The organism is Mycobacterium botniense (assembly GCF_010723305.1).
GTDB classification, from domain to species: Bacteria; Actinomycetota; Actinomycetes; order Mycobacteriales; family Mycobacteriaceae; genus Mycobacterium; species Mycobacterium botniense.
The window spans coordinates 806433-830916 of the sequence record NZ_BLKW01000002.1; the positions used below are offsets into that span (position 1 = coordinate 806433).

21 protein-coding genes are annotated in these 24484 nt (G+C 66.8%); 9 read left to right on the forward strand and 12 right to left on the reverse strand.

The annotated features are described in order from the left end of the window. Nucleotides 1-21 precede the first annotated feature (21 nt). The 3 genes from G6N08_RS04055 to G6N08_RS04065 all read left to right on the forward strand — a co-directional run bounded on the left by G6N08_RS04055 (nucleotide 22) and on the right by G6N08_RS04065 (nucleotide 3115). Entirely contained in the window at nucleotides 22-375 is a 354-nt protein-coding gene (locus G6N08_RS04055; RefSeq protein ID WP_163754630.1) for a hypothetical protein, read from the forward strand. A gap of 111 nt (nucleotides 376-486) precedes the next feature. Further along, nucleotides 487-1356 (forward strand): LLM class F420-dependent oxidoreductase, encoded by an 870-nt coding sequence (locus G6N08_RS04060; protein ID WP_163754633.1) that lies wholly within the window; start codon nucleotides 487-489, stop codon nucleotides 1354-1356. Between the two features lie 256 nt (nucleotides 1357-1612). After that, nucleotides 1613-3115: a neutral zinc metallopeptidase gene (locus tag G6N08_RS04065; RefSeq protein WP_174813248.1), complete on the forward strand. Its 1503-nt coding sequence runs from the start codon at nucleotides 1613-1615 to the stop codon at nucleotides 3113-3115. 53 nt (nucleotides 3116-3168) lie between these two features. Here the strand turns inward: G6N08_RS04065 and G6N08_RS04070 are convergent, their stop codons facing one another. The 9 genes from G6N08_RS04070 to thiO all read right to left on the reverse strand — a co-directional run bounded on the left by G6N08_RS04070 (nucleotide 3169) and on the right by thiO (nucleotide 12386). Next, nucleotides 3169-4371: a DUF4878 domain-containing protein gene (locus G6N08_RS04070; RefSeq protein WP_163754637.1), complete on the reverse strand. Its 1203-nt coding sequence runs from the start codon at nucleotides 4369-4371 to the stop codon at nucleotides 3169-3171. A gap of 205 nt (nucleotides 4372-4576) precedes the next feature. Beyond that, on the reverse strand, nucleotides 4577-6052 hold the full coding sequence (locus G6N08_RS04075; RefSeq protein WP_163754640.1) for a M28 family peptidase: 1476 nt from the start codon (nucleotides 6050-6052) through the stop codon (nucleotides 4577-4579). Beyond that, nucleotides 6049-7551 carry a M28 family metallopeptidase gene (locus G6N08_RS04080; RefSeq protein WP_163754643.1) on the reverse strand — a complete coding sequence of 501 codons (1503 nt, stop codon included), beginning with the start codon at nucleotides 7549-7551 and terminating at the stop codon, nucleotides 6049-6051. The genes G6N08_RS04075 and G6N08_RS04080 overlap by 4 nt, the downstream gene beginning before the upstream one ends. Before the next feature lie 33 nt (nucleotides 7552-7584). Next, on the reverse strand, nucleotides 7585-8445 hold the full coding sequence (locus G6N08_RS04085; protein WP_163754646.1) for an MEDS and STAS domain-containing protein: 861 nt from the start codon (nucleotides 8443-8445) through the stop codon (nucleotides 7585-7587). After that, a complete protein-coding gene (locus G6N08_RS04090; protein ID WP_163754650.1) occupies nucleotides 8445-9407 on the reverse strand; it encodes an anti-sigma factor RsbA family regulatory protein in 963 nt (320 codons plus the stop codon). Before G6N08_RS04090 ends, G6N08_RS04085 begins: the two co-directional genes overlap by 1 nt. Before the next feature lie 115 nt (nucleotides 9408-9522). After that, on the reverse strand, nucleotides 9523-10320 hold the full coding sequence (locus G6N08_RS04095; protein ID WP_163754652.1) for an SGNH/GDSL hydrolase family protein: 798 nt from the start codon (nucleotides 10318-10320) through the stop codon (nucleotides 9523-9525). Next, nucleotides 10317-11099 carry a thiazole synthase gene (locus G6N08_RS04100; RefSeq protein WP_246216689.1) on the reverse strand — a complete coding sequence of 261 codons (783 nt, stop codon included), beginning with the start codon at nucleotides 11097-11099 and terminating at the stop codon, nucleotides 10317-10319. The genes G6N08_RS04095 and G6N08_RS04100 overlap by 4 nt, the downstream gene beginning before the upstream one ends. A 64-nt stretch (nucleotides 11100-11163) precedes the next feature. Next, nucleotides 11164-11370 carry a sulfur carrier protein ThiS gene (thiS, locus tag G6N08_RS04105; protein ID WP_163754658.1) on the reverse strand — a complete coding sequence of 69 codons (207 nt, stop codon included), beginning with the start codon at nucleotides 11368-11370 and terminating at the stop codon, nucleotides 11164-11166. Continuing rightward, nucleotides 11367-12386: a glycine oxidase ThiO gene (gene thiO / locus G6N08_RS04110; RefSeq protein WP_163754661.1), complete on the reverse strand. Its 1020-nt coding sequence runs from the start codon at nucleotides 12384-12386 to the stop codon at nucleotides 11367-11369. The genes thiS and thiO overlap by 4 nt, the downstream gene beginning before the upstream one ends. A 215-nt stretch (nucleotides 12387-12601) precedes the next feature. Between thiO and thiE the strand changes: the two genes are divergently transcribed. Continuing rightward, entirely contained in the window at nucleotides 12602-13264 is a 663-nt protein-coding gene (thiE, locus tag G6N08_RS04115) for a thiamine phosphate synthase (protein WP_163756661.1), read from the forward strand. Here the strand turns inward: thiE and G6N08_RS04120 are convergent. Continuing rightward, the gene (locus tag G6N08_RS04120; protein ID WP_163754664.1) at nucleotides 13236-13865 is read right to left on the reverse strand and encodes an NUDIX hydrolase; all 630 of its coding nucleotides are present in this window, start codon (nucleotides 13863-13865) and stop codon (nucleotides 13236-13238) included. The two genes, thiE and G6N08_RS04120, sit on opposite strands and share 29 nt — an antisense overlap. A 136-nt stretch (nucleotides 13866-14001) precedes the next feature. Between G6N08_RS04120 and glnX the strand changes: the two genes are divergently transcribed. The 5 genes from glnX (at nucleotide 14002) to G6N08_RS04145 (ending at nucleotide 21273) form a co-directional block, all read left to right on the forward strand. Beyond that, nucleotides 14002-15321, forward strand: a complete 1320-nt coding sequence (gene glnX / locus G6N08_RS04125; RefSeq protein ID WP_163754667.1) for a protein kinase G-activating protein GlnX — start codon at nucleotides 14002-14004, stop codon at nucleotides 15319-15321. Then, nucleotides 15321-16298, forward strand: coding sequence for a glutamate ABC transporter substrate-binding protein (locus tag G6N08_RS04130; protein ID WP_163754670.1), 978 nt, complete (start codon nucleotides 15321-15323; stop codon nucleotides 16296-16298). Before glnX ends, G6N08_RS04130 begins: the two co-directional genes overlap by 1 nt. Then, nucleotides 16298-18574: a serine/threonine-protein kinase PknG gene (locus tag G6N08_RS04135; RefSeq protein ID WP_163754673.1), complete on the forward strand. Its 2277-nt coding sequence runs from the start codon at nucleotides 16298-16300 to the stop codon at nucleotides 18572-18574. The genes G6N08_RS04130 and G6N08_RS04135 overlap by 1 nt, the downstream gene beginning before the upstream one ends. A gap of 202 nt (nucleotides 18575-18776) precedes the next feature. Further along, on the forward strand, nucleotides 18777-20069 hold the full coding sequence (locus tag G6N08_RS04140) for a DUF1800 domain-containing protein (RefSeq protein ID WP_163756663.1): 1293 nt from the start codon (nucleotides 18777-18779) through the stop codon (nucleotides 20067-20069). A 10-nt stretch (nucleotides 20070-20079) separates the two neighbouring features. Beyond that, on the forward strand, nucleotides 20080-21273 hold the full coding sequence (locus G6N08_RS04145) for a DUF1501 domain-containing protein (RefSeq protein ID WP_163754676.1): 1194 nt from the start codon (nucleotides 20080-20082) through the stop codon (nucleotides 21271-21273). Here G6N08_RS04145 and G6N08_RS04150 read toward each other — a convergent pair. Both G6N08_RS04150 and pta read right to left on the reverse strand, forming a co-directional pair. Beyond that, complete coding sequence (locus G6N08_RS04150; protein WP_163756667.1) at nucleotides 21270-22397, reverse strand: acetate kinase; 1128 nt, start codon at nucleotides 22395-22397, stop codon at nucleotides 21270-21272. The two genes, G6N08_RS04145 and G6N08_RS04150, sit on opposite strands and share 4 nt — an antisense overlap. 7 nt (nucleotides 22398-22404) lie before the next feature. Then, nucleotides 22405-24477, reverse strand: coding sequence for a phosphate acetyltransferase (gene pta / locus G6N08_RS04155; protein WP_371868951.1), 2073 nt, complete (start codon nucleotides 24475-24477; stop codon nucleotides 22405-22407). Between the last annotated feature and the right edge of the window lie 7 nt (nucleotides 24478-24484).

A 24484-nucleotide genomic window follows, 5' to 3' on the forward strand; every position in this document is an offset into this window, starting at 1 on the left:
GCGCCGAAGTGCCGGGCCGACGTGAATAATCGTCATTTCGCGCTTGCCGTTGCCGGCGTCGCGCTGGTGGCGGTGGGTCTGCTGGCGCTGGAGTTCCCGGTCTATCTCAACCAGTACGACCAATACGGTATGCAGATCAGCTGCGGACGCGGTTTCAGCGCCAACCTGACCCAAGCGGCGGAGGCCAACGGCAACGGCCTGGTGGCGCATTGCGGGACCGCTTTGCTTATCCGGCGTGCCTGGGCGATTCCGACGGTCGTCATGGGTTGGCTGGTACTCACCGGGTTGCTGGTGGTGCGGGTCCATGGCACGTCGCGGAAAGAGGGACACGACGACGCCTCCGGCCCCGCAACCCCGCGGCAGGGACCGCAGTGACCGCCCTCGCCAGGCCCGGGAAAGGCCTCGCCGGTGTGCGGCCCGGGCCGGCGCCCGACCCGCGGTCCTGCCTCAAATATTCGATCAGGCAGTGAACGGTACGGTAGCACAATGGAATTAGGAGTTCATTTCATCGATTTTCTGCCAGGTGACCCGGCACGGCTAGGTCCGACACTGGCCGCGGCAGCCAAAGCCGCCGAACAAGCCGGTGCCGCGATGTTCACCCTGGCTGACCATTTCTTCCAGATGGACAGCGTGGGGCGTGCTGAAGACCCGTTTCTCGAGGGCTACACCTCATTAGGTTTTCTCGCCGGGCAGACGGAGAAGATCACGCTGGCGATGCTGGTCTCAGGGGTGACCTACCGCTATCCGGGGCTGCTGGCGAAAACGGTCGCCACGCTCGACGTGCTCTCCCAGGGCCGGTCCCTGTTCGGTATCGGGGCCGCCTGGTACGAGCGTGAGCACCTCGGTCTGGGAGTTCCGTATCCGTCGGTGCGCGAGCGGTTCGAGATGCTGGAAGAAACCCTGCAGATCTGCCGGCAGATGTGGAGCAACAACAACGGGCCGTATCAGGGCAAGCACTATCAGCTGGCCGAGACGATCTGCGAACCGCAGCCGATTCGGCGGCCACCGATCCTTATCGGCGGTTCGGGTGAGAAGAAGACGCTGCGGCTGGTTGCCCAATACGCCGACGTGTGGAACACCACGGTGTCAGAAGTCGACGAGCTCACCCACAAGATCGAGGTGCTCACTCAGCATTGCCAACCGATCGGGCGTGACCCGGCAACAATCCGCAAGACGGTGGGCCTCTTCGCTGATCCGTTCGGCGACCCGGCCGGGTATCTGAAAACCATTGAACGCTACGCACAGCTGGGTGTGAGTCTGATCAACGTCGGACCCCTCCGGGGCAACCCCGACCCGGTTGGCTTCGTCCGCCGACTTGGCGACGAACTGATACCCAGACTCGCCGAAATCGGGTGAACCTCGTCAGCGCGGCGGGCACAGCCACAACCCTTGATCAGTCCGACCGGTCCCATGCGCGGGGGCACCGGACCGGTCAACCTGGGTGACACCGGCCGCCGTCCCGCTACCGGCAGCCCGGGCTTCCGCCGGTTACCGCGGTGGACACGCCGACGTCAAGACTTCCGTCGTGACACGCGGTGACTGGACCGTATCGTGAATCCGTGCAGTCGTGGTAATTAAGACGTCGCGCAGGCATTTCAGAAGAGGTCGGGACATGGATCTTCGCCGCGGGATACGCCCGCAGCCGCAGCGCTGCCGGCGCCGCAACGTGATCACGTCAACCACGATTGTCATGATCTGCGGATGGCTGGCAGTTTCGGTTCCCGGCTGCGCGCATCTGATCGATGGGCACGGCGTGTCTATGCTCTACGACCCGTTCCACGTCGCGGGACTGCCGGTGTCCGACGGTAAAAGCGGTCCGCGCGAGAACGCGCCCGCGCCGACCGGCAAGGTGAAGCACACCGACCACGGCGACATCGACACACTGGCTTTGCTCTCGATCAACGACATCGAAGAGTTCTGGGCCCAGACCTACAGCCAATACCTGAAGGGCACCTTCACCCCTGTCGAGAAGCTGGTTTCCTACGACTCCACTGACCCCGCGAGTCCGCGTGTGTGCGGGCGCCGGACCTACCATTTGGTCAACGCCTTTTTCACCCCGCGCTGCACGCTGATCGCCTGGGATCGCGGCGCGATGTTGCCCGCCGGCCGACGCTATTTCGGTGATATATCCATTCCGGGTGTTTTGGCGCACGAGTATGGGCACGCGGTGCAGCGGATGGCGAAACTGGTCGACAAAAAGACACCCGGGATCGTCTACGAACAACAGGCGGACTGTTTCGGCGGTGTCTTCATGCGTTGGGTGGCCGAAAACCAGTCCCGCCGATTCACATTGAGCACCGGCGAGGGACTCGACCACGTCCTGGCGGGACTGATCTCGCTGCGTGACCCCGTCGTGACCCCGGAGGACCGGGAGTTGGTCGACGAGGGGCACGGCACGGCGCTTGATCGGGTCAGTGCATTTCAAATGGGTTTTGCCGGTGATGCAACCACGTGCGCCGGAATCGATATGCAAGAGATCAAGCAGCGGCGTGGTGACATGCCGATGTCACTGCAGATCAACCCCACCGGCGACCTCCAAACCGGCGATATCGCGATCGATGAGGACACGTTGTCGACGCTGGTCGAGGTACTGGGGAAGATCTTTTCGCCCCAACGGCCTCCCCGGCTGTCCTTCAATCCCGCGAAATGTCCCGACGCCGAGACCAGCACGCCCGCGTCCTACTGCCCGGCCACCAACGTCATTACCGTTGACCTGCCGGCCCTGCAGAAAATCGGTACGCCCGCACAGGAGAGCGAAGAACACGTTCTGGTGCAAGGTGACGACACCGCATTCTCGATCGTGATGTCCCGGTACGTGTTGGCGGTGCAACACGAACGTGGACTGCCACTGGACTCGGCGATGGCGGCGCTGCGCACCGCGTGCCTGACTGGGGTGGCGCACCGTAAAATGGCTGAGCCCCTGGCGTTACCGTCGGGCAAAAGCCTGGTTCTCACCGCTGGTGATCTCGACGAAGCCGTCGCCGGGCTGCTCACCAATCACCTGGTCGCCAGCGATGTCAATGGTGTCACGGTGCCGGCCGGCTTCACCCGGATCACCGCCTTCCGCTCCGGGGTCGTGGGCACCGAGGCCCAGTGCTACCTGCGGTTCCCGTGATCCACTCCAGCGGCCGTTGCTTCGCCCACCAGTACCACAGGTGTCGGCAAGCGCTAGCGCCAGTTGATTTCCGGTGGACTCTTCGACACGTCGGCAGTGGCCGACACAAACGCGGTGGCGGTGCCGGTCGTCGTACCGCCGGCACGGTCGTTGGCCGAAATCGGGTACCTGGCGCTTCCCATGACTGAAGCAGTCAGTCGGTACGGGTCGAAATAGCTTATTTTGAGATCACTGAGATCGGGCTTACCCCACCGGACAGTCCCGTCGACAATCGACGGATCCTCCACCCGCACCGGGCAATTCGGGGGGTCCACCACGTTCGACTTGGTGCACTGGTCGAGGTCGTCCTCGACCGCGGACATCACCGCCTGGTTTCCGGTGTCGCTGAGTTCGAATGTGAAGTCCGAACCATACAGCCCGGCACCGTACGAGCTGAGACGGTCGAGCAAGAGGGGTTTGGCGGTCACAGACAGGTTCGAATTAGACGTACCGACGTCGTCCCAGCCGGGGAACAGGTAAATCCCCGACTGGGCCACTGGTTTACCGAAGAATGTCACGGTCTTGAGCGCTTTGTTCTCCGTGTTCTGGTTACTCAGATCAACCTTGATGGCGGCTTGCTCCAATTTCCACCCGCGGTCGGTGCGCTTGACGCGCAGGGTGGTATCGGAGATTTGGTTGCCGAAGTTAGCTACCACGTGAACCTCTCCCGCGCCGAAGCGGGAATCCTCGTTGAGGATCTTAATGTTGGTGATCGGCCATTGAGCGATCTGCTTTTTCAATATTTCGTCGGTGAGCAACTCCGTGGACGCAGGCTGATCGTTGCTGTAGGACAGCGCAGCTTTCGCGTCGCCGCGGGCCAGCGCCTCCAAATAGCCTTTGACCGCATCTCCGCCGGTCCCTTTCCGGTTTCCGCCGCTCGTGGAGACCAGGACCACGACACCGACCACAACGGTGACCACGACAGCCGCCACGATCCCGAGGATCCAGGGGGTGCGCCGGCGACGGCGCGGCAGGAACGGCGGCGCAGCTCCGGGCGGGCCGGGAAAACCCCCCGCCGGCCACGGCGCCGCGGGTGGCACCGGGGGCAGAGGCGGCTGCTGATAGGGCGGCTGCGGCTGTTGCTGATAGGGCGGCTGCTGATAAGGCTGCTGATAGGGCGTCGGCTGGCTGAACGCCTCGGGTCCGACATAGGGTCCCTGGTGCGGCCCAACACCCGGGCCGCCGTGGCCGCGCCGCGGATCGGGCCAATTGCTCACGGCAACCTCCTGTCGAGTGCGCTGCCCGGAACCGTCGACCGTCGACGCTCCCCGGCCGCGCACCGGTCATCGCGTCAGCTTTGCCGGGCTGACCTGGGAATCATATGCCGCGTCGAAACCCTCGTCGGACGTGATGTGGTTGACGTGCAGGTTTGTGGCGGCGACCGCGGCGCGCCCGGGCGGCGGCTGCGCCCGGCGGCCATCCCTACGGCCGCATCGGTGTGCGGTTGCGCTTATCGTGGGGCGGCACGCCGTTGACACCCGAGAGGGACTGCGCGTAGCTGCCCACCGCGAACGCCACCGCTGAACCCATCACGGCCAACGCGTCCCGATTGATGTTGTCGATAGTGTCTCGGGCGCTGTGGTAGTTGGGGTCGAACGGGGCACCGGGCTTGCCGCCCCACAGCCGGGCCTGCGCGGTGGTCTTCTGCTGCGACGCGCCGGTAGTCACACCACCGATCGGCACCCCGGCGACCAGAAACGGACGGTAATCGGTTTTGGTGCTCAACGGCATGTCGGCGGGCCGCTTGCCGGCCAAGTTCAGGTAACCGGCCAGAACCCGCTCGATCCCCGCTGATCCTTCGGGCACGTCTTGAGGTGCTATGCCCGCCCCCGGCGGCCCCGACTGGTCGCCGTCATCGGTGAAGAACCCGGCATTTGGTGAGCCCACGGTGTCGGCGTTCAGGTACAGCGCAATGTCGTTGAGTTGAGCACGGCTCAGACCGAACACGTAGTCGATGGACCCGTTGATGCCCTCTTCCTCGGCCCCCCAGAACGCGAACCGCACGGCGTTGGTCACCGGCGGCGCCGAGCCCAGTTGCAGCGCCGTCTCCAGCACGGCGGCCACCCCGGAACCGTTATCGTTGATACCCGGCCCTTCCTGCACGCTGTCCAGATGGGCACCGACCATCACCACGTCTTTGGTTGAGCCGGTTTTGGTTTGCGCCAACACGTTTCGCGATGTGATCTTGACAGTCGCGGTGTCCAGGGTAAGGCGTATAGGCGAGGTCGTGTGCCGCAACGCGGCAGCGCCGTCCGCACCGGCCACTGCCACCGGAAGCCTCAGCTGGTTGTAGTAGCCGGGAACAAACAGTTTGGGTGGTGCGCCCTGGCTGCCGGGTTCACTGGTGACGATCAGTGCGGCGGCGCCCCGAGCCGCTGCGGCGTTGTGCTTGTCGACGATCGAGCACCCGCTGTCGTCGACGACGGCGATCGCACCCTTGGGCAGGGCAGACCGGTAGTCCGCTGCGGCGCATCCACCCGGTTTGACCGGTCGCACCACCGGTCCGGTGATGCCGCCGGGCGGGGTCCGCACCAGCAGTGACGCCTGGTCGACGGGGTAGCTCTGGCCGGCGACCGTCAGTGTCGGCTGGCCCGGCGATGCGGTGTACAACCGGTCGAACTGCGGCGTCGCCACGTCAAAGCCCTTGCTGCGCAGTGTCTTCACGACATATTCGACGCTGGCGTCGTAGCCGGGTGTGCCCTCGGCCCGATTCCCGTTGTGGGCCGTGGCGATGTCTTGCAGGGCGCGTAGATGCGTCAACATCGCTTCCGCGGTCACCTTGGCGGCCAGGGTGTAACCGAGGCTTGCCGGCAGGGACGGCGGGCCGGGTTGAGACGAGGAGCATGCCACCACCAGCCCGGTTAGCACCAGCAGCGCCACGCCCGGTCGAGCGATCATGTCTTGGTGAGCACGTTGCGGGTACGGTCCTCACGGACTGGGACACCGTTGCGGCCGCTGAGATCTTGGGAATACCATCCCACCGCGTAGGCGACACCGCCCCCGAGGATGCCGAGCGGGACCTGGTTGATGTGCTCAAGCGTGTCGGTCTTCTTGTGGTAGTTGGGGTCGAACGGCTCACCCGCGGTTCCGCCCCACAGCTCGGCCTGTTCTTTGGTCTTCTTCGCCTCGGCTCCCGAGAACAGTCCCCCGGAGGGGATGCCGGCCAGGGTGAACCCGTCGTAGTCGGAACGCCCGTCGAATGCCGTGTCCTGCGGTGTCTTACCGGCGGACTTGAGGTAGGCGACCAGTGCGCGCTCGATACCCGCCGAGCCTTCCGGCACCACCGGTTGACCGCGTTGGTCAGGCGGCATCGACAAATCCCCGTCGTAGGTGAAATAGCCGGGATTGGGTGACGCGAGCATGTCGAAGTTCAGGTACAGCGCGATATCTTTCAGCGCCTCCAAATCCAGTGAGCCGACATACTTCTGCGATCCGACGAGCCCGAGTTCCTCTGCACCCCAGAACGCGAACCGGACCGCGTTGTGAATGGCCGGCGAGTTTCCAAGCTGCACCGCGGTTTCCAGAACTGCGGCCACTCCAGAGCCGTTGTCGTTGATGCCGGGTCCCTCAGGAACACTGTCCAGATGCGCACCGACCACCACCACGTCGTGAGTCGACCCCGTTTTGGTCTGCGCAATCACGTTACAGGCCTGAAACGTTTGCGTGTTGGCCTTGAGTTTGACGGTGGCGGGGCCCGGGTGGGCACGCAGCTGCGCTCCGTCAGCCTTGGTGACGCTGACCACCGGGATCTTCACGTCCGAGTTCTCGCCCAGGGTGCCGCCCATGTCCTTTTCGTCGACGTTATCGGCGATGACCAGCGCCACCGCGCCGCGCTGCACCGCGACTTCCTCCTTGTGAAAGAACGGGCAGGTGCCGCGGTCCACCAGCACGACCGCGCCCTTCACTGGCAGCCCGTCGTAGTCGGAGGCCGTGCAGCCGGGGCTGTCCTCGACGGGGGCAGCCACCAGCGGGCCGCTCACCCCGTCGGGTGGGGTGGCGAGGCTGAACTGCAGCGCACGTGCCTCTACCGTCTTGCCGGCAACCGTCACCGATCCCGGGTCGGCGTGGAAAACCCGGGCCTCAAACTGAGGTGTCTGCACGTCAAAACCACTGCGCTGCAACGTCTTGACCACATAATCGACGCTGGCACTATACCCTGCAGTGCCCACCGCACGGGTTCCGTTGTTGGCGTTGGCGATGTCCTGGAGTTTCCTCAGGTGCCCCATCATCGCCTCGGTGCTGACCCGGCCACGCAGCGCGGTGGCGAACCCGGCAGCGGCGGGATTCTGCGTCGCGGACTGCGACGACGTCGACCAACGCAGGCATCCGCCGACCAGAAACAGCGTGACCACGACTACGACGACCATCAGCGGTGCGGTTCTCGAGTTGTTCGCCATCGCGCCCAGGTTAGACGCCGTCGAGATTCCCGGTCACGCGTGTCGCCGATCGGCCGCAGCTTCCACCCGCACGTTATCCAGGCCGAGCAGCTCGGCCAGCCGGGTGACGACCCGTTGCCCGGTGCGCAGAATGACCTCCCGGCCGTCGGCCCGGGCCTGCTCGTCCAGCGCGATCAGTTGACGATGAGTCACGAAACGCAAACCCTCGGCATCGATGACCAATTCCGTTTGCGCCATCAACGGCCAGATCCGGCGGAACGCGGCCGTGAACGCGTGGTCCTCGTCCGCGTCGATCTCACCCGACAGGGCGAAACCGCTGTCCCGCTCGGCGTAGAGCTGGAAGCCGACCGCGCCCGCGTTGGTGAGCGGGTGCAGACAAAGCAGCTCCTTGGCCGCTGCCCCCAGCACAGTGACGTCATAGGTACACAGCGCTGAAACGGGCAACATCGTCATGGTCCGGTCGGTGAGGAACTCGAAACGAGCGAGCGCATCGCGCTGCTCGGGGGTGTGTGCCACCGCGGTGCCGTCAACCACGGCGCGGCAACCCGGGCAGCCGGTGGCCAGCAGCTCCTCGAGAGTGGCGATACCCCGGGTCATCATCGCCTGGGGATCCACCACATCGCTGCCGGGACGAAACGTGTAGTAGTCCTCCACCGGTGCCACCCAGATCTGGCCGGACCGCACGCCCTCGCTGAAGCCGAGGTCGGCGAGTTCGGCCCGTAATGCTGCCCTACTGGCCGCACCGACGAACAGGATCCACTCGTTTCGCGCGAGCCCGTCGCCGATGTACTCGGCGGCACGGTACCGGAATTCGGCTCGGTTGACGTATCCCCACCCCAGATGCTCCGACGGGCCGAACCCCACAGCCGAGCGCACGGAGCCGTGGCGGCGCATCACGCCGCCTTTCCCGGCGAGCGGTCGAGCCGGATATACGCGTGAATGGTGGTGCCTGCTCGGGAGGTGTAGGTGCGCACCAGATCTGCTACCGCATTGACGACGAAAAGACCGGACGCGCTGACCTCGCCGACCGACGGTGGTCGCCGTCCCACCAGCGGATCGGCCAGGTGCGCGCCGCCGCGAGCCTCGCAGACCACATGGTTGTCGTGATGCCAAAACGCCAGGCGGCACCGCGCACTGCCGCGCTGCAGGCTACTGGTCGCGAGCTCGGTGACGACCAGCTGCAAATCCGCGATCCGGTCTGCCGACATCCCCAGCAAACTCCCGTACCAGGCGCACCACTGGCGTGCCCCGCTGAGATCGGCCAACTTGCCCACCGCAAAGGTCACCGCGGCCGGATGGGTTTGCAGCGGTTGATTGCCCCGCTCCACTGCGACGTCGACGGCGTACTCGGCGCTGCGCCGGTGGGCGCCGTCCTGCCACAGCAAGGGGTGGGTGAGACGAGCATCGGCAAGCACGCTGTCATCCAACCGGACCGCGTCATATAAACACAGGCAGGTCGCGTCCTGACCCTCCAGCGCCAGGTTGACCAGCGCTTCATGCTGGACACAGGCGGGGTATTCGACACTGCTGCGCCCCGGCCACATCGATTCACCGATGATCCGCACCGGCCGACCACGGTGCCGTTGCACGAAGCCGCTCATCCACCCCAGAATCCGGCCCGGGTTGCGGCCCACCTGGCAAATATCGGTAAGCACCACCTCGTGAGCCTCATCGTCAGCGACCCGGCGCAGCACACTGTGCAGCCGCACCATCTTCGCGCCGGGCACCGCGACCAATACCGGGCACGCCTTAGTCAACCACTCGGACACGAAATGCACCACGGAATCGACGTATTCGTGCTCCGAGCGGTAAAACAGCGCGGAGTGCAGCAGGCCGTGCTCAGTGTGACCAGTCATGCCGACGGCATAGTCCCCCAATCGGTGGCCGCGTCGGGGCGCCGCTAGGGGCCCGCCGCCAAGGTACCCCAGGTGGGGGATTCTCAATCACCGGCGCTCTGCGGAGGGCGCCGGATCACCGGGTCGACTGCACGATCAGGTCGGCGACGGCGGCCATTCCAGCGGCGTTGGGATGAAACGGCGCCGGACGCCGCGGCAGCGGCCAGGTCGCACCTGCCGTCCACGGGTTCGCTGACCAGGCGTGGTGTTCTCGGCTGGCCGCGCCGGCGCGCACGATCATGCAACCGGTGGCCGCCGCAGCCGCCGCGGTCAGTTCTTCGAGACGGGTCGCGACGTAACGTCCCAGCTCGGCGTCGGTGTCCGCCAGCGGGGCGGCCGACGTTCCCGCCGGCGGCAGCACCGTGAGGTAGTCGACGAAAACCACGCGGGCCTGCGGGGCGCGGCGGCGCACCGCAGCGCCCACCCGGCGCAGGGACTCGCCGGAATGGTCCAGCGCCTGCTCGCGGGCGGCCGGGTCCAGCAGCGAACCGATCACCGGCAGCAGCCGCGATACCCGGCGATCGCGCGTGCCTCGCCGACCGGGCACTAACCGCCTGGCCGACCCCAGCAGCGCAGCAGCCATCAGCAGCGGGATGTATCCGACGTCGTTGCCGCCAATCGTGATCGTGACCAGAGTTTCTGAGCCGTCCAGGGCATCGATCTGCGGCGGCGCGCCGCGCTGGCGATCGTTGAGCACATGCGCGGTCGTCGCGCCGGAGCATGTGACGTCGACAAGATCGAGGTTCAGCCGCTGGGCGACCAGGTGCGGATAGTTGTGCGCCGAGCGTCCGCAACCCCGCGGCGCGCCTGTGGCACGCGGCCTGATTCCCGGGCCTGCCGCCATCGAGCTGCCCATGGCCACATAGCGGCTCAATCGCGCGCCTCATCACCGGACCGCAGACCGCCCCCCGTCCTCGGCGGGCTGGACGCCCGGGCCCAAAAGCGTCTGGGGATACGCCCGGCCCGGCGGGCCAGGTAGCCGGCGTTCACGGCGGCGGCCATCGCCGCGGCCATCGTGGGCGGGTCGGCGGCCCGGGTCACCGCACTGGCCAGCAGCACCGCGTCACAGCCCAGCTCCATGGCCAGCGCCGCGTCGCTGGCGGTGCCGATGCCGGCGTCAAGCACCACGGGGACCCCGGCCTGGGCGACGATCATCTCGATATTGTGCGGATTGGTAATGCCCAGCCCGGTCCCGATCGGCGAGCCCAGCGGCATCACCGCCGCGCATCCGGTGTCCTGCAGCCGTCTGGCCAGCGCCGGATCGTCATTGGTGTACGGCAGCACCACAAACCCATCGTCCACCAATTGCTCTGCGGCCCGGACGAGTTCAACGGCGTCGGGCAGCAGGGTGCGGTCGTCGGCAATCACCTCGAGCTTGACCCAGTCAGTGTGCAGCGCTTCGCGGGCCAGTCGCGCGGTCAGCACTGCCTCGGCTGCGGTGTGGCAGCCCGCGGTGTTGGGCAGCGGAGTGATCCCGAGCCGGCCCAGGACATCAAGCAGCCCGGTGCCGCCCGCGGCATCAACCCGGCGCATCGCTACAGTGGTCAACTCGGTGCCCGACGCGATCAGCGCCTGCTCGAGCACCGCCAGGTTAGTCGCTCCCCCGGTGCCCAGGATCAGCCGCGACGAGAAACTGCGGTCGGCGATGGTCAGCTTCTGCTCCGCCCCGCTGCGGGCCGCGACGCGGGGTTCCGGGGACCAATCCGGCGATCGGGTGTCAGCCACCTTGCACCGCCGTCACCACTTCGAGCCGCACCGGGGTGGAAAGCTCAGCAAGTTTTGTCTCCCAACGAGATCGCGGTAGCACCTCCTGCCCGACTGCGACTGCGACCCCGTGGTGGGGATAGCCCAGCGAGTTCAGCAGCGCCGCAACGGTGGTCTGCTCGTCGACCTGCAGCGGCTGCTCGTTGACGACGACGATCATCGGTGGGCTCCCACCGCCATCAGCTCAGTGACAACCTGGTCAGCGGTCCACGGCGCCAACAGAAACCCGGAGCGGCCGTGCCCGGCGGCGACCAGAGTCCGCCCATCCAGGCGTTGCACCAGCGGCAGGTTATCCGGTGTCGTCGGGCGCAGCCCGGCGGAGCATTCGGCCAGCTCGTATTCGCCCAGCCCGGGCAGCACCGTGCAGGCGTCGTCGAGCAGGTCACGCACTCCGGAGACAGCCGGCGCGGTGTCGCGGCCGTGCTCGTATTGGGTGGCGCCGACGACCACCCCGTCGCCGCGCGGCACCACGTACACCTGCCGGCCGTGCACCCGGGCGCGGATCACCCGCTGCGGCACCGGCATAGCGCCTGTCCGCCAGCGCAGCCGCAGCACTTCGCCCTTCACCGGGCGGATCGGCAGACCGGGCCACAGGGCGGGAGCGTCGACACCGTTGGCGATGACGACCGCGTCGCATGGCACGGTGGACAGGTCTGTCACGGGCGGCGCCCAGCTGACGCCGAGCCCCTCACAGGCCGTGCGCAGCGCGTTCAACACCGCCCGGTTGTCCACCGCCAACTCGGTGGGAGCGCGAAAGCCGTGCCGGATGCCTTGGGCCAGCAAAGGTTCCACCTCGCGGGCGGCTGACTGCCAGATCACCGGGTGACCTTGCGCGGAGAGCCAGTCGGCGACGGTGCGCAGATCGGCCACATCGGCGGAGTCGACGCCCACGACCAGTGACTCGCGGGCGGTGATCACCTGCGCCGGCAGCCCGTGTGCGAAATCGCCCTGCTGCCACAGCCGCAGCGAGTCCAGGCCCAGTCGCAGCAGCCGCTCCTCACCCGGCCAGCCTTCGCTGTGCGGAGCCAGCATGCCGGCCGCCACCCAGGACGCACCCTGCTCGCTGCTGCGGTGCACCCGCACCGACCAGCCCGCCTGCGCGGCCCGGCGCGCGATCGACAGCCCGATGATCCCGCCGCCGATGACGGCCAACGACCCCGGTGAGTCTGCTGACATCGCTGCTCCCTTCGCCGGCATGATCCGGATCAGGTCCGACGGTAAGGGCAGGTCCTCTTCGGGTGTGCCCACTCTCAGCCCCGCACGCGCCCGGGACTCCCGTGTCTTAACGACCTCAGCGTTCCACGCTAGCGCGCTAACGTCGCGGTGTGCATTCACGTATCGACCGCCCTGCTCCCCCGTTGGGCGCACCGCCCCGGATCGGCGCGGGCCAGCTGCGCCGGCGTCTGGCGGCGGCGCGGCTGTATCTGTGCACCGACGCCCGCCGGGAACGCGGCGATCTGGCCGAATTCGCCGACGCGGTGCTCACCGGCGGGGTCGACATCATCCAGCTGCGCGATAAGGGCTCGACCGGCGAACAGCGCTTCGGCCCGTTGGAGGCACGCGATGAACTGGCCGCGCTCGAGGTGCTGGCCGACGCCGCCACGCGGCACGGTGCCCTGGTCGCCGTCAACGATCGCGCCGACATCGCACGCGCTGCCGGTGCCGACGTGCTGCACCTGGGTCAGCACGACCTGCCGCTGGAGGTGGCGCGCGATATCGTCGGACCGGACACGCTGATCGGGCGGTCCACCCACGACCGTAACCAGGTGGGCGGCGCGCTCACCGACAATGTCGACTATTTTTGCGTCGGCCCGTGCTGGCCCACCCCGACCAAGCCGGGCCGCCCGGCCGCGGGCCTGGGCTTGGTGCGCGCCGCCGCTGCGCTGGCCGGGGACACACCGTGGTTCGCGATCGGTGGTATCGACGCACAGCGGCTTCCCGAGGTCATCGCCGCGGGTGCCCGACGGGTCGTGGTGGTTCGGGCGATCACCGCCGCCGACGACCCACGTGCCGCCGCGGAACAGCTCAGGTCACTGCTTGCAGCAGCGAATTGATCCGGGATGTCAACCGGGACGGCGCCTGGTCAGCCGCACCCGCCATGCACCAGACGAACACCCCGGCTTCGATTTCCAGGGTGCGCGGGAGATGCCGCCGCCGCTCGTCACCGTCACGCAGCGGAACAGTCGCCGGTGCGGTGCGCAGCCGCGGCCAGCTGGCGGCGAACCCCGGGTGCAGAGGCAGGTGCGCGACCTCGTCCTCGCCCACCCAGCGCAGCTCGGTGCTTTCCCGGTTGGGTACCGTGCGCAGTAACTCGGCGGCGTCGGCGACGACCGTGGTATAGGTCCAGTGGCTGCCGCCGGCCCCGAAAACCTCGGCAGTGACCACCGTCGCGCGCACCGACAGCTGCTCGACGGGCAGCCCGGCCTCCTCCCGGGCTTCGCGCACAGCGGTCTGCTCCGGGGTTTCGTGACTATCGCGGGCTCCGCCGGGCAAACCCCAGGTGCCGCCTTGATGACTCCATTGCGCCCGATGCTGCAGCAGTACGGCCGGGGTGCCGTCAGCCCGGGGCGCCCGCAGCAACAGCCCAGCGGCGCCGTACCGGCCCCAGTAGGCAACCCCGTCAGATACCACCCACCCGTCACCGTCGCCGCGCACCCGTCCAGGATAAGCGGGCCTGCCCGCGGCGGCAGGGATGCGAGCGGAGCCGCGCGATCAGCGGCCCAGACAAACTCTTAGAATTCTTTTATACAGTGCGGGGGGTGAACGGCCGAAAGGTGGGGTCCGAAAAGACGTGACCGTTGAGCTGGCGCATCCGTCGACCGAGCCGTTGGGGTCGCGGTCGCCGCTGGAACCGGCTCACCCCCGCTGGTGGTTCATCTCCACCACTCCGGGCCGCATCCTCACCATCGGCGTGATCTTGGCGACGCTGGGCGTGCTGAGCGCATTTGCCACCTCGACGACAATCAACCACCGCCAGCAAGCGCTGTCCACGGTGCTCAACCACACCGAGCCGCTGGCATTCGCCGCCGGCCAGCTCTACACCACACTCTCGGTGGCTGATGCGGCCGCCGCCACCGCGTTCATCGCCCAAACCGAGCCGCGCACCGTGCGGGCGCGCTACGAGCAGGCGATCACCGACGCCGCCGTGGCGGTGACGCGGGCATCGAGCGGGTTGACCGACGAGCGGTTGGTGCAGTTGCTGGGCCGGATCAACGCCGAACTGGCCGTCTATACCGGGTTGATTGAGATCGCCCGCACCAATAACCGAGCCGGAAACCCGGTCGGCTCCTCGTATCTGTCGGAAGCGTCGGCGTTGATGCAGTCGACTATCTTGCCTGATGCGCAACGTCTCTATCAGGAGACGTCGGCGCGGGTGGACTCGGAAACCACGGCGTCGACCCAGATCCCGGCCCCGGTGATCCTGATTGTCACGACCACAGTGCTGTTCGGCGCGTTCGCGCACCGCTGGCTGGCCCGGCGCACCCGGCGACGGATCAACCCGGGCCTTGTCGCGGGCGCGCTTGCGATAATGGTTATGGTGATCTGGGTGGGAACCGCGCTGGCGATCTCCACGGCAGGGAGCCGCAGCGCCAAAAACACTGCGGCAGAGTCACTTAAAACTGTCACTAACCTGGCGATCACCGCCCAGCAGGCACGGGCCGATCAGACGCTGTCGCTGATCCGCCGCGGCGATGAGGAGGTGCGCAAGCAGTCCTTCTATCAACGCATCGACACCATGCAACAGCAGCTCAACGACTACCTGTCCCGACCCGACGCGGTCGACAAATCCGACCTGCGCGGCGCCGGCCAGCTGCTGACCCGCTGGCGGCAAGCCAATGACCGCATCAACGCCTACATCACGGTCGGCAACTATCGGGCCGCTACCCAGGTAGCGTTGGGTCACGACGAGGACGACGCCACTCCGGCGTTCGACAAGCTCGAAGACGCATTGACCAAGACCATGGAGCAGAGCCGCAGCCAGTTGCGCGGCGATATCCTCAACGCGCGCCGTGGGCTGGCCGGCGCCACGGTGGGCGGTGTGGTGCTTAGCCTTGGTGCGGCAATCGCGGTGGCCCTTGGTCTGTGGCCCCGGCTGAACGAGTACCGGTGATGACCCGCGCATCCGGGATCTGGTCGCTGTGCGTAGCGCTCACCGCGATCACGGTGCTGGCCGGTTGCGCGCGTACCGAACCCTTGGTGATCACGACGGCTCCGACGCTGCCGCCCCCCACACCGGCCGGTATGCAAGTGATGCCGCCGCAACCTCCGCTTCGGCCCGACACCGCTGCGGAGCACTGCGACCGCACCGCCAGCCTTCGGCCCTTTCCCACCAAAGCCGAGGCAGACGCTGCGGTGGCCGACATCCGGGCCCGTGGCCGGCTGATCGTCGGACTTGACATCGGCAGTAATCTGCTCAGCTTCCGTGACCCGATTACCGGCGAGATCACCGGGTTCGATGTGGACATCGCCGGCGAGGTCGCGCGTGACATCTTCGGCACGCCCGCACAGGTCGAATACCGGATCCTCTCCTCCGACGAGCGCATCATCGCGTTACAGAAATCGGAAGTCGACATCGTCGTCAAAACCATGACGATCACCTGCGAGCGGCGCAAGGAGATCAACTTCTCCACCGTCTACCTCGACGCCTACCAACGCATTCTCGTCCCGCGTGATTCGGCGATCACCAAACCGTCCGACCTTCCCGGTAAACGGGTGTGTGTGGCCCGGGGAACGACGTCGCTGCACCGGATCCGGGAGATCGCACCACCACCATCGATCGTGGAAGTGATCAACTGGGCGGATTGCCTGGTGGCGCTGCAACAACGCGAAATCGACGCGGTCAGCACCGATGACTCCATCCTGGCCGGGCTGGTTGCTCAAGATCCCTACCTGCACATCGTCGGCCCCAACATGGAGACCCAGCCCTACGGCATTGGGATCAATCTGACCAACACTGGTCTGGTCCGGTTCGTCAACGGCACCCTCGAACGTATCCGCCGCGACGGCACGTGGAACGCGTTATACCGCAAGTGGTTATCGGTGCTGGGCCCGGCGCCGGCCCCGCCCGCCCCAAGGTATTTGGACTGATGGGTGAGCCGATGGACTCCGAACGAGACAAGTTTGAGGAGGACGACGTCGGTCCCGGCACCCAGCCGGCCGACGTGCTGGCCGACTCGTCCGCGCAGCGGCGGGCGGCGGCCACCCAGGCGATCTTCCGCCCCGAGTTCGACGATGACAGCGAGCCAGTGGCGGTCGGCCGAGTCGACAGCGAGCCGCAAGAACGGGTGACGACGGCGACGCGAGTGGTTCCGCCGGTACGGCGGCTGGCCGGAGGCTTGGTGGAGATTCCGCGGGTGCCCGACATCGATCCGCTCAAAGCCCTGATGCCCAATCCGGTGGTGCCGGAGTCCAAACGCTTCTGTTGGAATTGCGGGCGGCCGGTGGGTCGGTCCGGCCCGGATGGCGAACCGGCTTCCTCCGAGGGCTGGTGCCCCTACTGCGGCAGCCCGTATTCGTTTTTGCCGCAATTGAATCCGGGTGACGTCGTGGCCGGCCAGTACGAGGTCAAAGGCTGTATCGCCCACGGCGGACTGGGCTGGGTTTATCTGGCGTTCGATAAGAACGTCAACGACCGCCCGGTGGTGCTCAAAGGCCTGGTGCACTCCGGCGACGCCGAGGCGCAGGCCATCGCGATGGCTGAGCGGCAGTTCCTCGCCGAGGTTGTGCACCCGTCGATCGTGCAGATCTTCAACTTTGTCGAGCATGCCGACCGCCACGGGAACCCGGTCGGCTACATCGTGATGGAGTACGTCGGCGGGCAATCGCTCAAACGGGGTAAGGGTGAGAAGCTGCCGGTGGCCGAGGCGATCGCCTACATCCTGGAAATCATGCCCGCGCTGGGTTATCTGCATTCCATCGGTCTGGTTTACAACGACCTCAAGCCGGAAAACATCATGCTCACCGAGGAGCAACTCAAGCTGATCGACTTGGGCGCGGTGTCACCGATCAACTCGTTCGGCTATCTGTACGGCACACCGGGTTATCAGGCACCCGAGATCGTGCGCACCGGCCCGACAGTGGCCACCGACATCTACACCGTGGGACGGACGCTGGCGGCGCTCACGTTGAACCTGCCCACCCGCGATGGCCGCTACGTCGACGGTCTGCCCGACGACGACCCGGTGCTGGCTAAATACGACTCGTTCGGCCGGTTGTTGCGCCGCGCCACCGACCGTGATCCGCTGCGCCGGTTCGCCAGCGCCGAGGAGATGTCCGGGCAGCTGATGGGCGTGCTGCGCGAGGTGGTCGCCCAGGACACCGGGGTGCCGCGGCCGGGGTTGTCCACGATTTTCAGCCGCTCCCGCTCGACGTTCGGGGTGGAGCTGCTGGTGGCGCACACCGATGTGTACCTCGACGGGCAGGTGCATTCGGAGAAGCTGACCGCCAAGGAGATCGTCACCGCGCTGCCGGTGCCGCTGGTCGATCCGGCCGATGTCGCCGCGCCGGTCCTGCAGGCAACGGTGCTGTCCGAGCCGGTGCAGACCCTGGATTCGCTGCGCGCGGTCCGCCACGGCGCACTGGAGTCGGAAGGCATCGACTTATCCGACTCGGTTGAGCTGCCGCTGATGGAGGTCCGCGCGCTGCTGGACCTCGGCGATGTCGCCAAAGCCACCCGCAAGCTCGACGACCTGGCCCAGCGCGTCGGCTGGCGATGGCGACTGGTCTGGTACCGCGCGGTCGCCGACCTGCTCAGCGGCGACTACGACGCAGCCACGAAGCATTTCACCGAGGTGCTGGACACCTTCCCCGGTGAGCTGGCGCCGAAGTTGGCACTGGCCGCCACCGCCGAACTGGCCGGTGTCACCGACACGCATGGCTTCTACCGCACCGTGTGGAAGACCGACGACGGGGTGATCTCGGCGGCTTTCGGGCTTGCCAGGGCCCAATCGGCCGCCGGCGACCGGGAAGGCGCGGTCCGCACTCTCGATGAAGTTCCCCCCACCTCAAGACATTTCACGACTGCCCGGCTGACCAGTGCGGTGACCTTGGTGTCGGGTGGATCGACAAGTGAGATCACCGAAAAGCAAATCCGCGACGCCGCGCGGCGGGTGGAGGCGCTTCCCCCCACCGAACCGCGGGTGCTGCAGATCCGCGCACTGGTGCTGGGCAGCGCGATGGATTGGCTGGAAGCCGGGCATCAGGCCAGCACCAACCACATCCTGGGGTTCCCGTTCACCAAACACGGGCTGCGGCTGGGAGTCGAAGCATCGCTGCGCAGCCTGGCGCGGGTGGCACCGACCCAGGCACACCGCTATACCCTGGTGGACATGGCCAACAAGGTGCGGCCCATCAGCACCTTCTAGGCGGGGGCCGGCGGCTGGCGACGCCGATATGCGCTCACCGAGCGCGCATCCTGGCCACCAGAGACATCCCCGGTAATGGTGTGCCGGTTCAGCGCTGCGCCAATGTCGGCCGGGTATCAACGTCACTGTCACAGCAGGTATTCAGTGAATTCCCAGCCCCGCGTTTCACAGTGAAACCGTGCCCGTACAGTCCGCGCGGTGGATGATGACGGCCCGCGTGTTGCGCTTGGCCGGCTTCGGCGTAACCGGTGCTCAGGTCGACTCGGTGGTCGCACAAGATTGGCCGGCCTACGTCGCGGCCGCACTGGAGTCGAACCCGGACACCGACCCCGGCGCGGTCGCCACCCCGATTCCCGCACTCGAGCCGCCGCGACCACCGGGTAAGAACGCCGGCGCCGAGGCCCAGCGTCACTACAACCACCAACTGGACGAGCAGATGTCGCAGCTGTCGGCGTGGTGGCTGCGCCGCATGGTCGCAGTGCGGCAGCCGATCCATGAGAAGTTGACCCTGTTGTGGCACAACCACTTCGCTACCTCCGCGGAGAAGGTGCGGATCGCGGCGTACATGGCGGCGCAGAACCAGAAACTACGCATGTTGAAGCTCGGCGACTTCCGCACGCTGGCCTACGCGATGCTCACCGACGCCGCGATGCTGCGCTGGCTGGACGGGCAGACCAACACCGCCAGGGCCGCCAACGAGAACCTGGCCCGCGAATTCATGGAACTTTTCGCCCTCGGCCATGGCAACGGCTACACCGAAGCCGATGTGCGGGCCGGGGCCCGGGCACTGACCGGATGGGTCATCCGGCCAAGTGGGCAGACCTCGCTGGTGCGGCGACGCCATGACGACACCGAGAAGACGCTGTTCGGCGTCACCCGCGATTTCGACGCCGCCGGATTCTGCGACACCGTGTTGGCCCAGCCCAGGTCGGCGGGCTATATCGCAGGACGGCTCTGGCAGCAGCTGGCCTCCGATGACCCGCCGTCACCGCAGGCGCTTGACCGCATCACCCGCGCCTACGGACCCCGTCGCGACCTGCTGGGCCTCACCCGCGCGATCCTCACCGACGACGAGTTCACCACCGGCCGCGCCACACTGGTCACCACCCCAGTCGAATGGCTGGTGGGGGTGATCCGCACCCTGCGGGTGCCGGTCGACACCTCCACCCGGGTCATGGTGCTCGAGGCGACGCTGAAAGCCCTGGGGCAGCGGCCGTTTTATCCGCCGAATGTCGGCGGGTGGCCGCGCGGGCGGGTGTGGCTGTCCACCGCCAGCGCCGGGGTGCGGCTGCGGGCCGCGACCAACCTGGCGCACGCCGGCGATCTGTCGGTCGTCGAGGACGCACCCGCCGGCGAGCGCATCGACGCGGTGGGCTACCTGATCGGCGTCGGCGGGTGGTCGGATCGCAGCGCGAAAGCGCTTCGCCCCCTGGTGCACAAGCCGCCGCAGCTGGTGGCCGCCGCAGTCAACACACCCGAATACCTGACGGCGTAGCGAGATGCCGATGCCCGAGATCAACCGCCGACAGTTCTTGATCGCCAGTGCCGGTGTCGGCGCGCTCGGCCTGCTGTCCGGGGCCGCGGCAGTCACCTGGCCCGAGCTGATGCGTGCAGCGCAAGACCGCCCGCTCGCCGAGGGCACCGGCGTGCTGGTGATCGTCACGCTTTACGGCGGCAACGACGGCATCAACACCGTGGTTCCCTACGCCGACAACGCCTACCATGACGCCCGCCCCGAACTCGCTTACGCTCCGGAAGAAGTCTTGCACCTCGACGACCAGCTTGGGCTCAACCCAGCCTTGAAGGGGCTGGCTCAGCTGTGGACTCGGCGTCAGCTGGCCATCGTGCGTGGCGTCAGCTATCCCCACCCCGACCACAGCCACTTCCGGTCCATGGACATCTGGCAGACCGCGTCCCCGGCTGAGCCCGTCTCGACCGGCTGGATCGGCCGTTGGCTGGACACCACCGGCGACGACCCGCTGCGCGCGGTCAACATCGGCACTGTGCTCCCTCCGCTCGCGATCGGCGAAAAATGCACGGCGGCAGCGCTTTCCCCAGCTGGCAGGACGCACTCCGAGGCGGGGTTCGCCGCGACGATGGACGCACTGGGTGCCGACGACCCCGATGACACCCCGGCGATGTCGGCGGTGTGTGCGGCTTACCGTGCCGCACGCACCACCGACACCGCCTTCGCAGCCCTCGAAACGCCCCGACAGGACCACAACCCGCTCAGCCGCCAACTCGCTATGGTGGCCGAGGCGGTGCGTGCCCGGGTACCGACCCGCGTCTACCTGGTGCAACTAAGTGGCTTCGACACACACGCCGACGAACGCGCGACCCAGCAGCGGCTCCTGCAAACCTTCGACGACGCCGTAGCCGGGTTCCTGCGCAACATGGCCACCGATCCCTGTGGTAAAAATGCTGTGCTGCTGGCATATTCGGAGTTCGGGCGCCGGGTCGCAGCCAACGCGTCGCACGGCACCGACCACGGCACCGCCGGCCCGGTGTTCGTCGCCGGTGCGCCGGTGCGAGGCGGGTTCTACGGAGAGGAACCCAGCCTCACCGACCTTGACCATGGAGATCTCAAGCCTACCATGGACTTTCGAGACATTTACTACGATCTGCTGACACACACCCTCGGCAGCGACCCGACGCCGTCGGTCGGGCCCGGTCGCCGCGGTGTGGGTTTTTTGGGTTAAATCAGCTGAACACAGTCCCGAGCGATAGCCAGCTCTTCGTTCGTCGGCACCACCAGCACCGTCGTCGGCGAGCTGTCGGCGGATATCCGCCGCACGCCGGGATGCGGGTCGGCGTTGCGGCGCTCGTCGAGCTCGATGCCCAGCGCCGACAGCCCGGTCAGCGCGTCACGGCGCACCGCAACGTCGTTCTCACCGATACCCGCCGTGAAGCTCAACACGTCGGTGCGTTGCAGCACCGCCACGTATGCGCCGATGTACTTGCGCAACCGGTGGATGAATACGTCATAAGCTAATTGCGCTGCAACGTCACCTGATTCGATCAGATCATGCAGGCGGCGAAAGTCACGTTCGCCGGACAGACCGAACACTCCGGAGCAGTGATTGAGCATCGACTCGATGTCGTCGACGCTCATCTTCGCGGCGCGCCACAGATAGCTGATCACGCCCGGGTCCACGTCGCCACTGCGGGTACCCATGACCAGCCCCTCCATCGGAGTCAGGCCCATGGATGTCTCGATCGGCCGGCCGCCCAAGACCGCCGACGCCGACGCACCATTACCCAGATGCAGCACAATCTGATTCAGGTCCTCCACCGGCCTGCCCACAAAGGCGGCGGCCTGCTGACTGACGTATTGATGCGAAATGCCGTGGAATCCGTACCGACGGATGTGCCACGTCTGCGCCAACCTGCGGTCGATTGCGTAGGTGGCCGCCGTGGCCGGCAGATCGTGGAAGAACGCGGTGTCGAACACGGCGACGTGCGGGATGTCGGGCAAAAGCGTGCGGGCCACCTCGATGCCCAGTATCGCCGGGGGGTTGTGTAACGGGGCCAGGGGCGATAACTCCCTCAACTTGGCCAGCAGTGCATCGTCGACAAGAGTGGGCCGGTAAAAGTCGTTGCCACCATGAACGACCCGATGGCCCACTGCGGCCGGGGCCACGCTCGACGGATCGAGCCCCGCTTCGGTCAACCGGGCGAACGCCATGCGCAACGCGGCATCGTGGTCGGCGACCGACGACTGTTCGCCGATCTGATCGATGACTCCAGCGGCCCGTGATATACCTGAGTCAGGCTCGACCAGTTGGTATTTCAACGTTGATGAGCCGGAGTTGATCACCAGCACGACACGTTCAGCAACCACGATTGCCCTGCGCCTGGATCGCGGTGATCGCGATGGTATTGACGATGTCTTCGACCGAGGCGCCCCGGGACAGGTCGTTCACCGGTTTGGCGAGGCCTTGTAACACCGGGCCTATCGCGATTGCGCCGGCGCTGCGTTGTACGGCCTTGTAGGCGTTATTGCCGGAGTTGAGATCGGGAAAGATCAGCACCGTAGCGTGCCCGGCGACCACGGAACCGCGGGTCTTGCTGGCCGCCACGGCCGGGTCGACCGCAGCATCGTATTGGATAGGGCCTTCCACGGGCAGTTCAGGTGCTCGGGAACGCACTAATTCGGTTGCAGCCCTGACTTTGTCGACATCTGCACCGGCACCAGACTCACCGGTGGAATAGGACAGCATGGCTATTCGCGGCTCGATTCCGAATTGCGCAGCGGTCTGCGCGGCGCTGATCGCGATGTCGGCGAGCTGCTCGGTGGTCGGGTCGGGGATGATGGCGCAGTCACCATACACGAGCACCCGGTCCGACAGGCACATCAGGAAGACACTGGACACCGTGGAGATACCCGGCGCGGTCCTGATGATCTCGAATGCCGGCCGGACCGTGTGCGCGGTGGTGTGCGCCGCGCCCGACACCATTCCGTCGACCTGGGAAGTGTAGACCAGCATGGTGCCGAAATACGAGACGTCTTGCATGATCTCGCGGGCCTGTTCGACGGTGACGCCCTTGTGCTTGCGCAGCTCGGCGTATTGGACGGCGAACTGGTCACGTAATTCAGCGCCGCGTGGATCGATCACCGCCGCCTCGTCCAGGTTGACGCCGAGTTCGGCGGCCCGCAACCGGATGTGCGACTCGTCGCCGAGGATGGTCAAATCGGCTATCTGCCGTTGCAATACCCGCCCCGCCGCCCGCAGAATGCGATCATCGTCGCCTTCGGGCAGCACGATGCGTTGACGATTCGCGCGGGCCTGCTCGCGCAGCCGATAGGTGAACATCTGCGGAGTGACCACCGTCGGGATCGGAATGGCAAGCTGCGCCAGAAGATCCGCGAGATCAACGTATCGGTCCATTAGTTCCAGCGCGGTGTCGACCTTGCGCTGCGAGGAAGCGGTGACCCGTCCGCGCGTCGACGCGACCGCACTGGCGGTGTCAAACGTATTCGACTCGGTGGCGATCACGGGCAACCGCAGCCGCAGCCCGGAGACCAGCGCCGCGATCGCCGGGTGCAGGTCGAACCCGCCGTTGAGGATGACACACGACAGCGACGGAAAGCCTTCGGCGGCATGCGCGCTGGCGACCGCCAAGACAACATCCGAACGATCACCGGGTGTGATGACCGCAGCCCCGTCGCAAAGCCTTTCCAGCACATGGTCGGCCGTCATCCCGGCGACCACCACACCCAGCGCCTCGCGCTGCATCAGCGCGGGATCCCCGCTGATCAGCGTCCCGTTGACGGCTTTCTGCAACTCGGCCACCGTCGGCGCGACCAGTAGTGGTTCGTCGGGCAGCGCATAGGTGCGCGGGGCGAACGGGCGCAGCGCCTCGGCGACCGCGCCCAGCTGCGCGGGCTCGCAGCGGTTGGCGACGACCGCGGCGGTGTGGGCGTGTTGGGCCGACAGTTCGGCCAGGCACACCCGCACAACCTGCGCCACCTCGTCGGGGCTGCGGCCTTTGCCGCGCACCACCAGCAGCACCGGGGCGCCGAGGTTGACCGCGATGCGCGCGTTGACCGACAGCTCGGCGGGGCTGGTGATATCGGTGTAGTCGCTGCCGACGATCACCACCGCGTCGCAGGCCTGCCGGATCACGTGGTACCGGTCGACAATATCGGCGATCGCGGCGTCGGGGTCGGCGTGCAGCTGCGGATAGCTCACGCCGACGCAGCTTTCGTAGGGTAGGGCGGTGCTGGTATGCGCCAGGAGCAGTTCCAGGATGTGATCGCGGTCTTCGCCGAGGCGCGTAATCGGCCGGAACACACCGACTCTGGCCACGGTCGCCGCCAATCGGTGCAGTATGCCCAGCGCGACCGTGGACTTACCGGTGTCTCCTTCGGGCGCGGCGATATAGATGCTGGACGTCGGCACAACACAC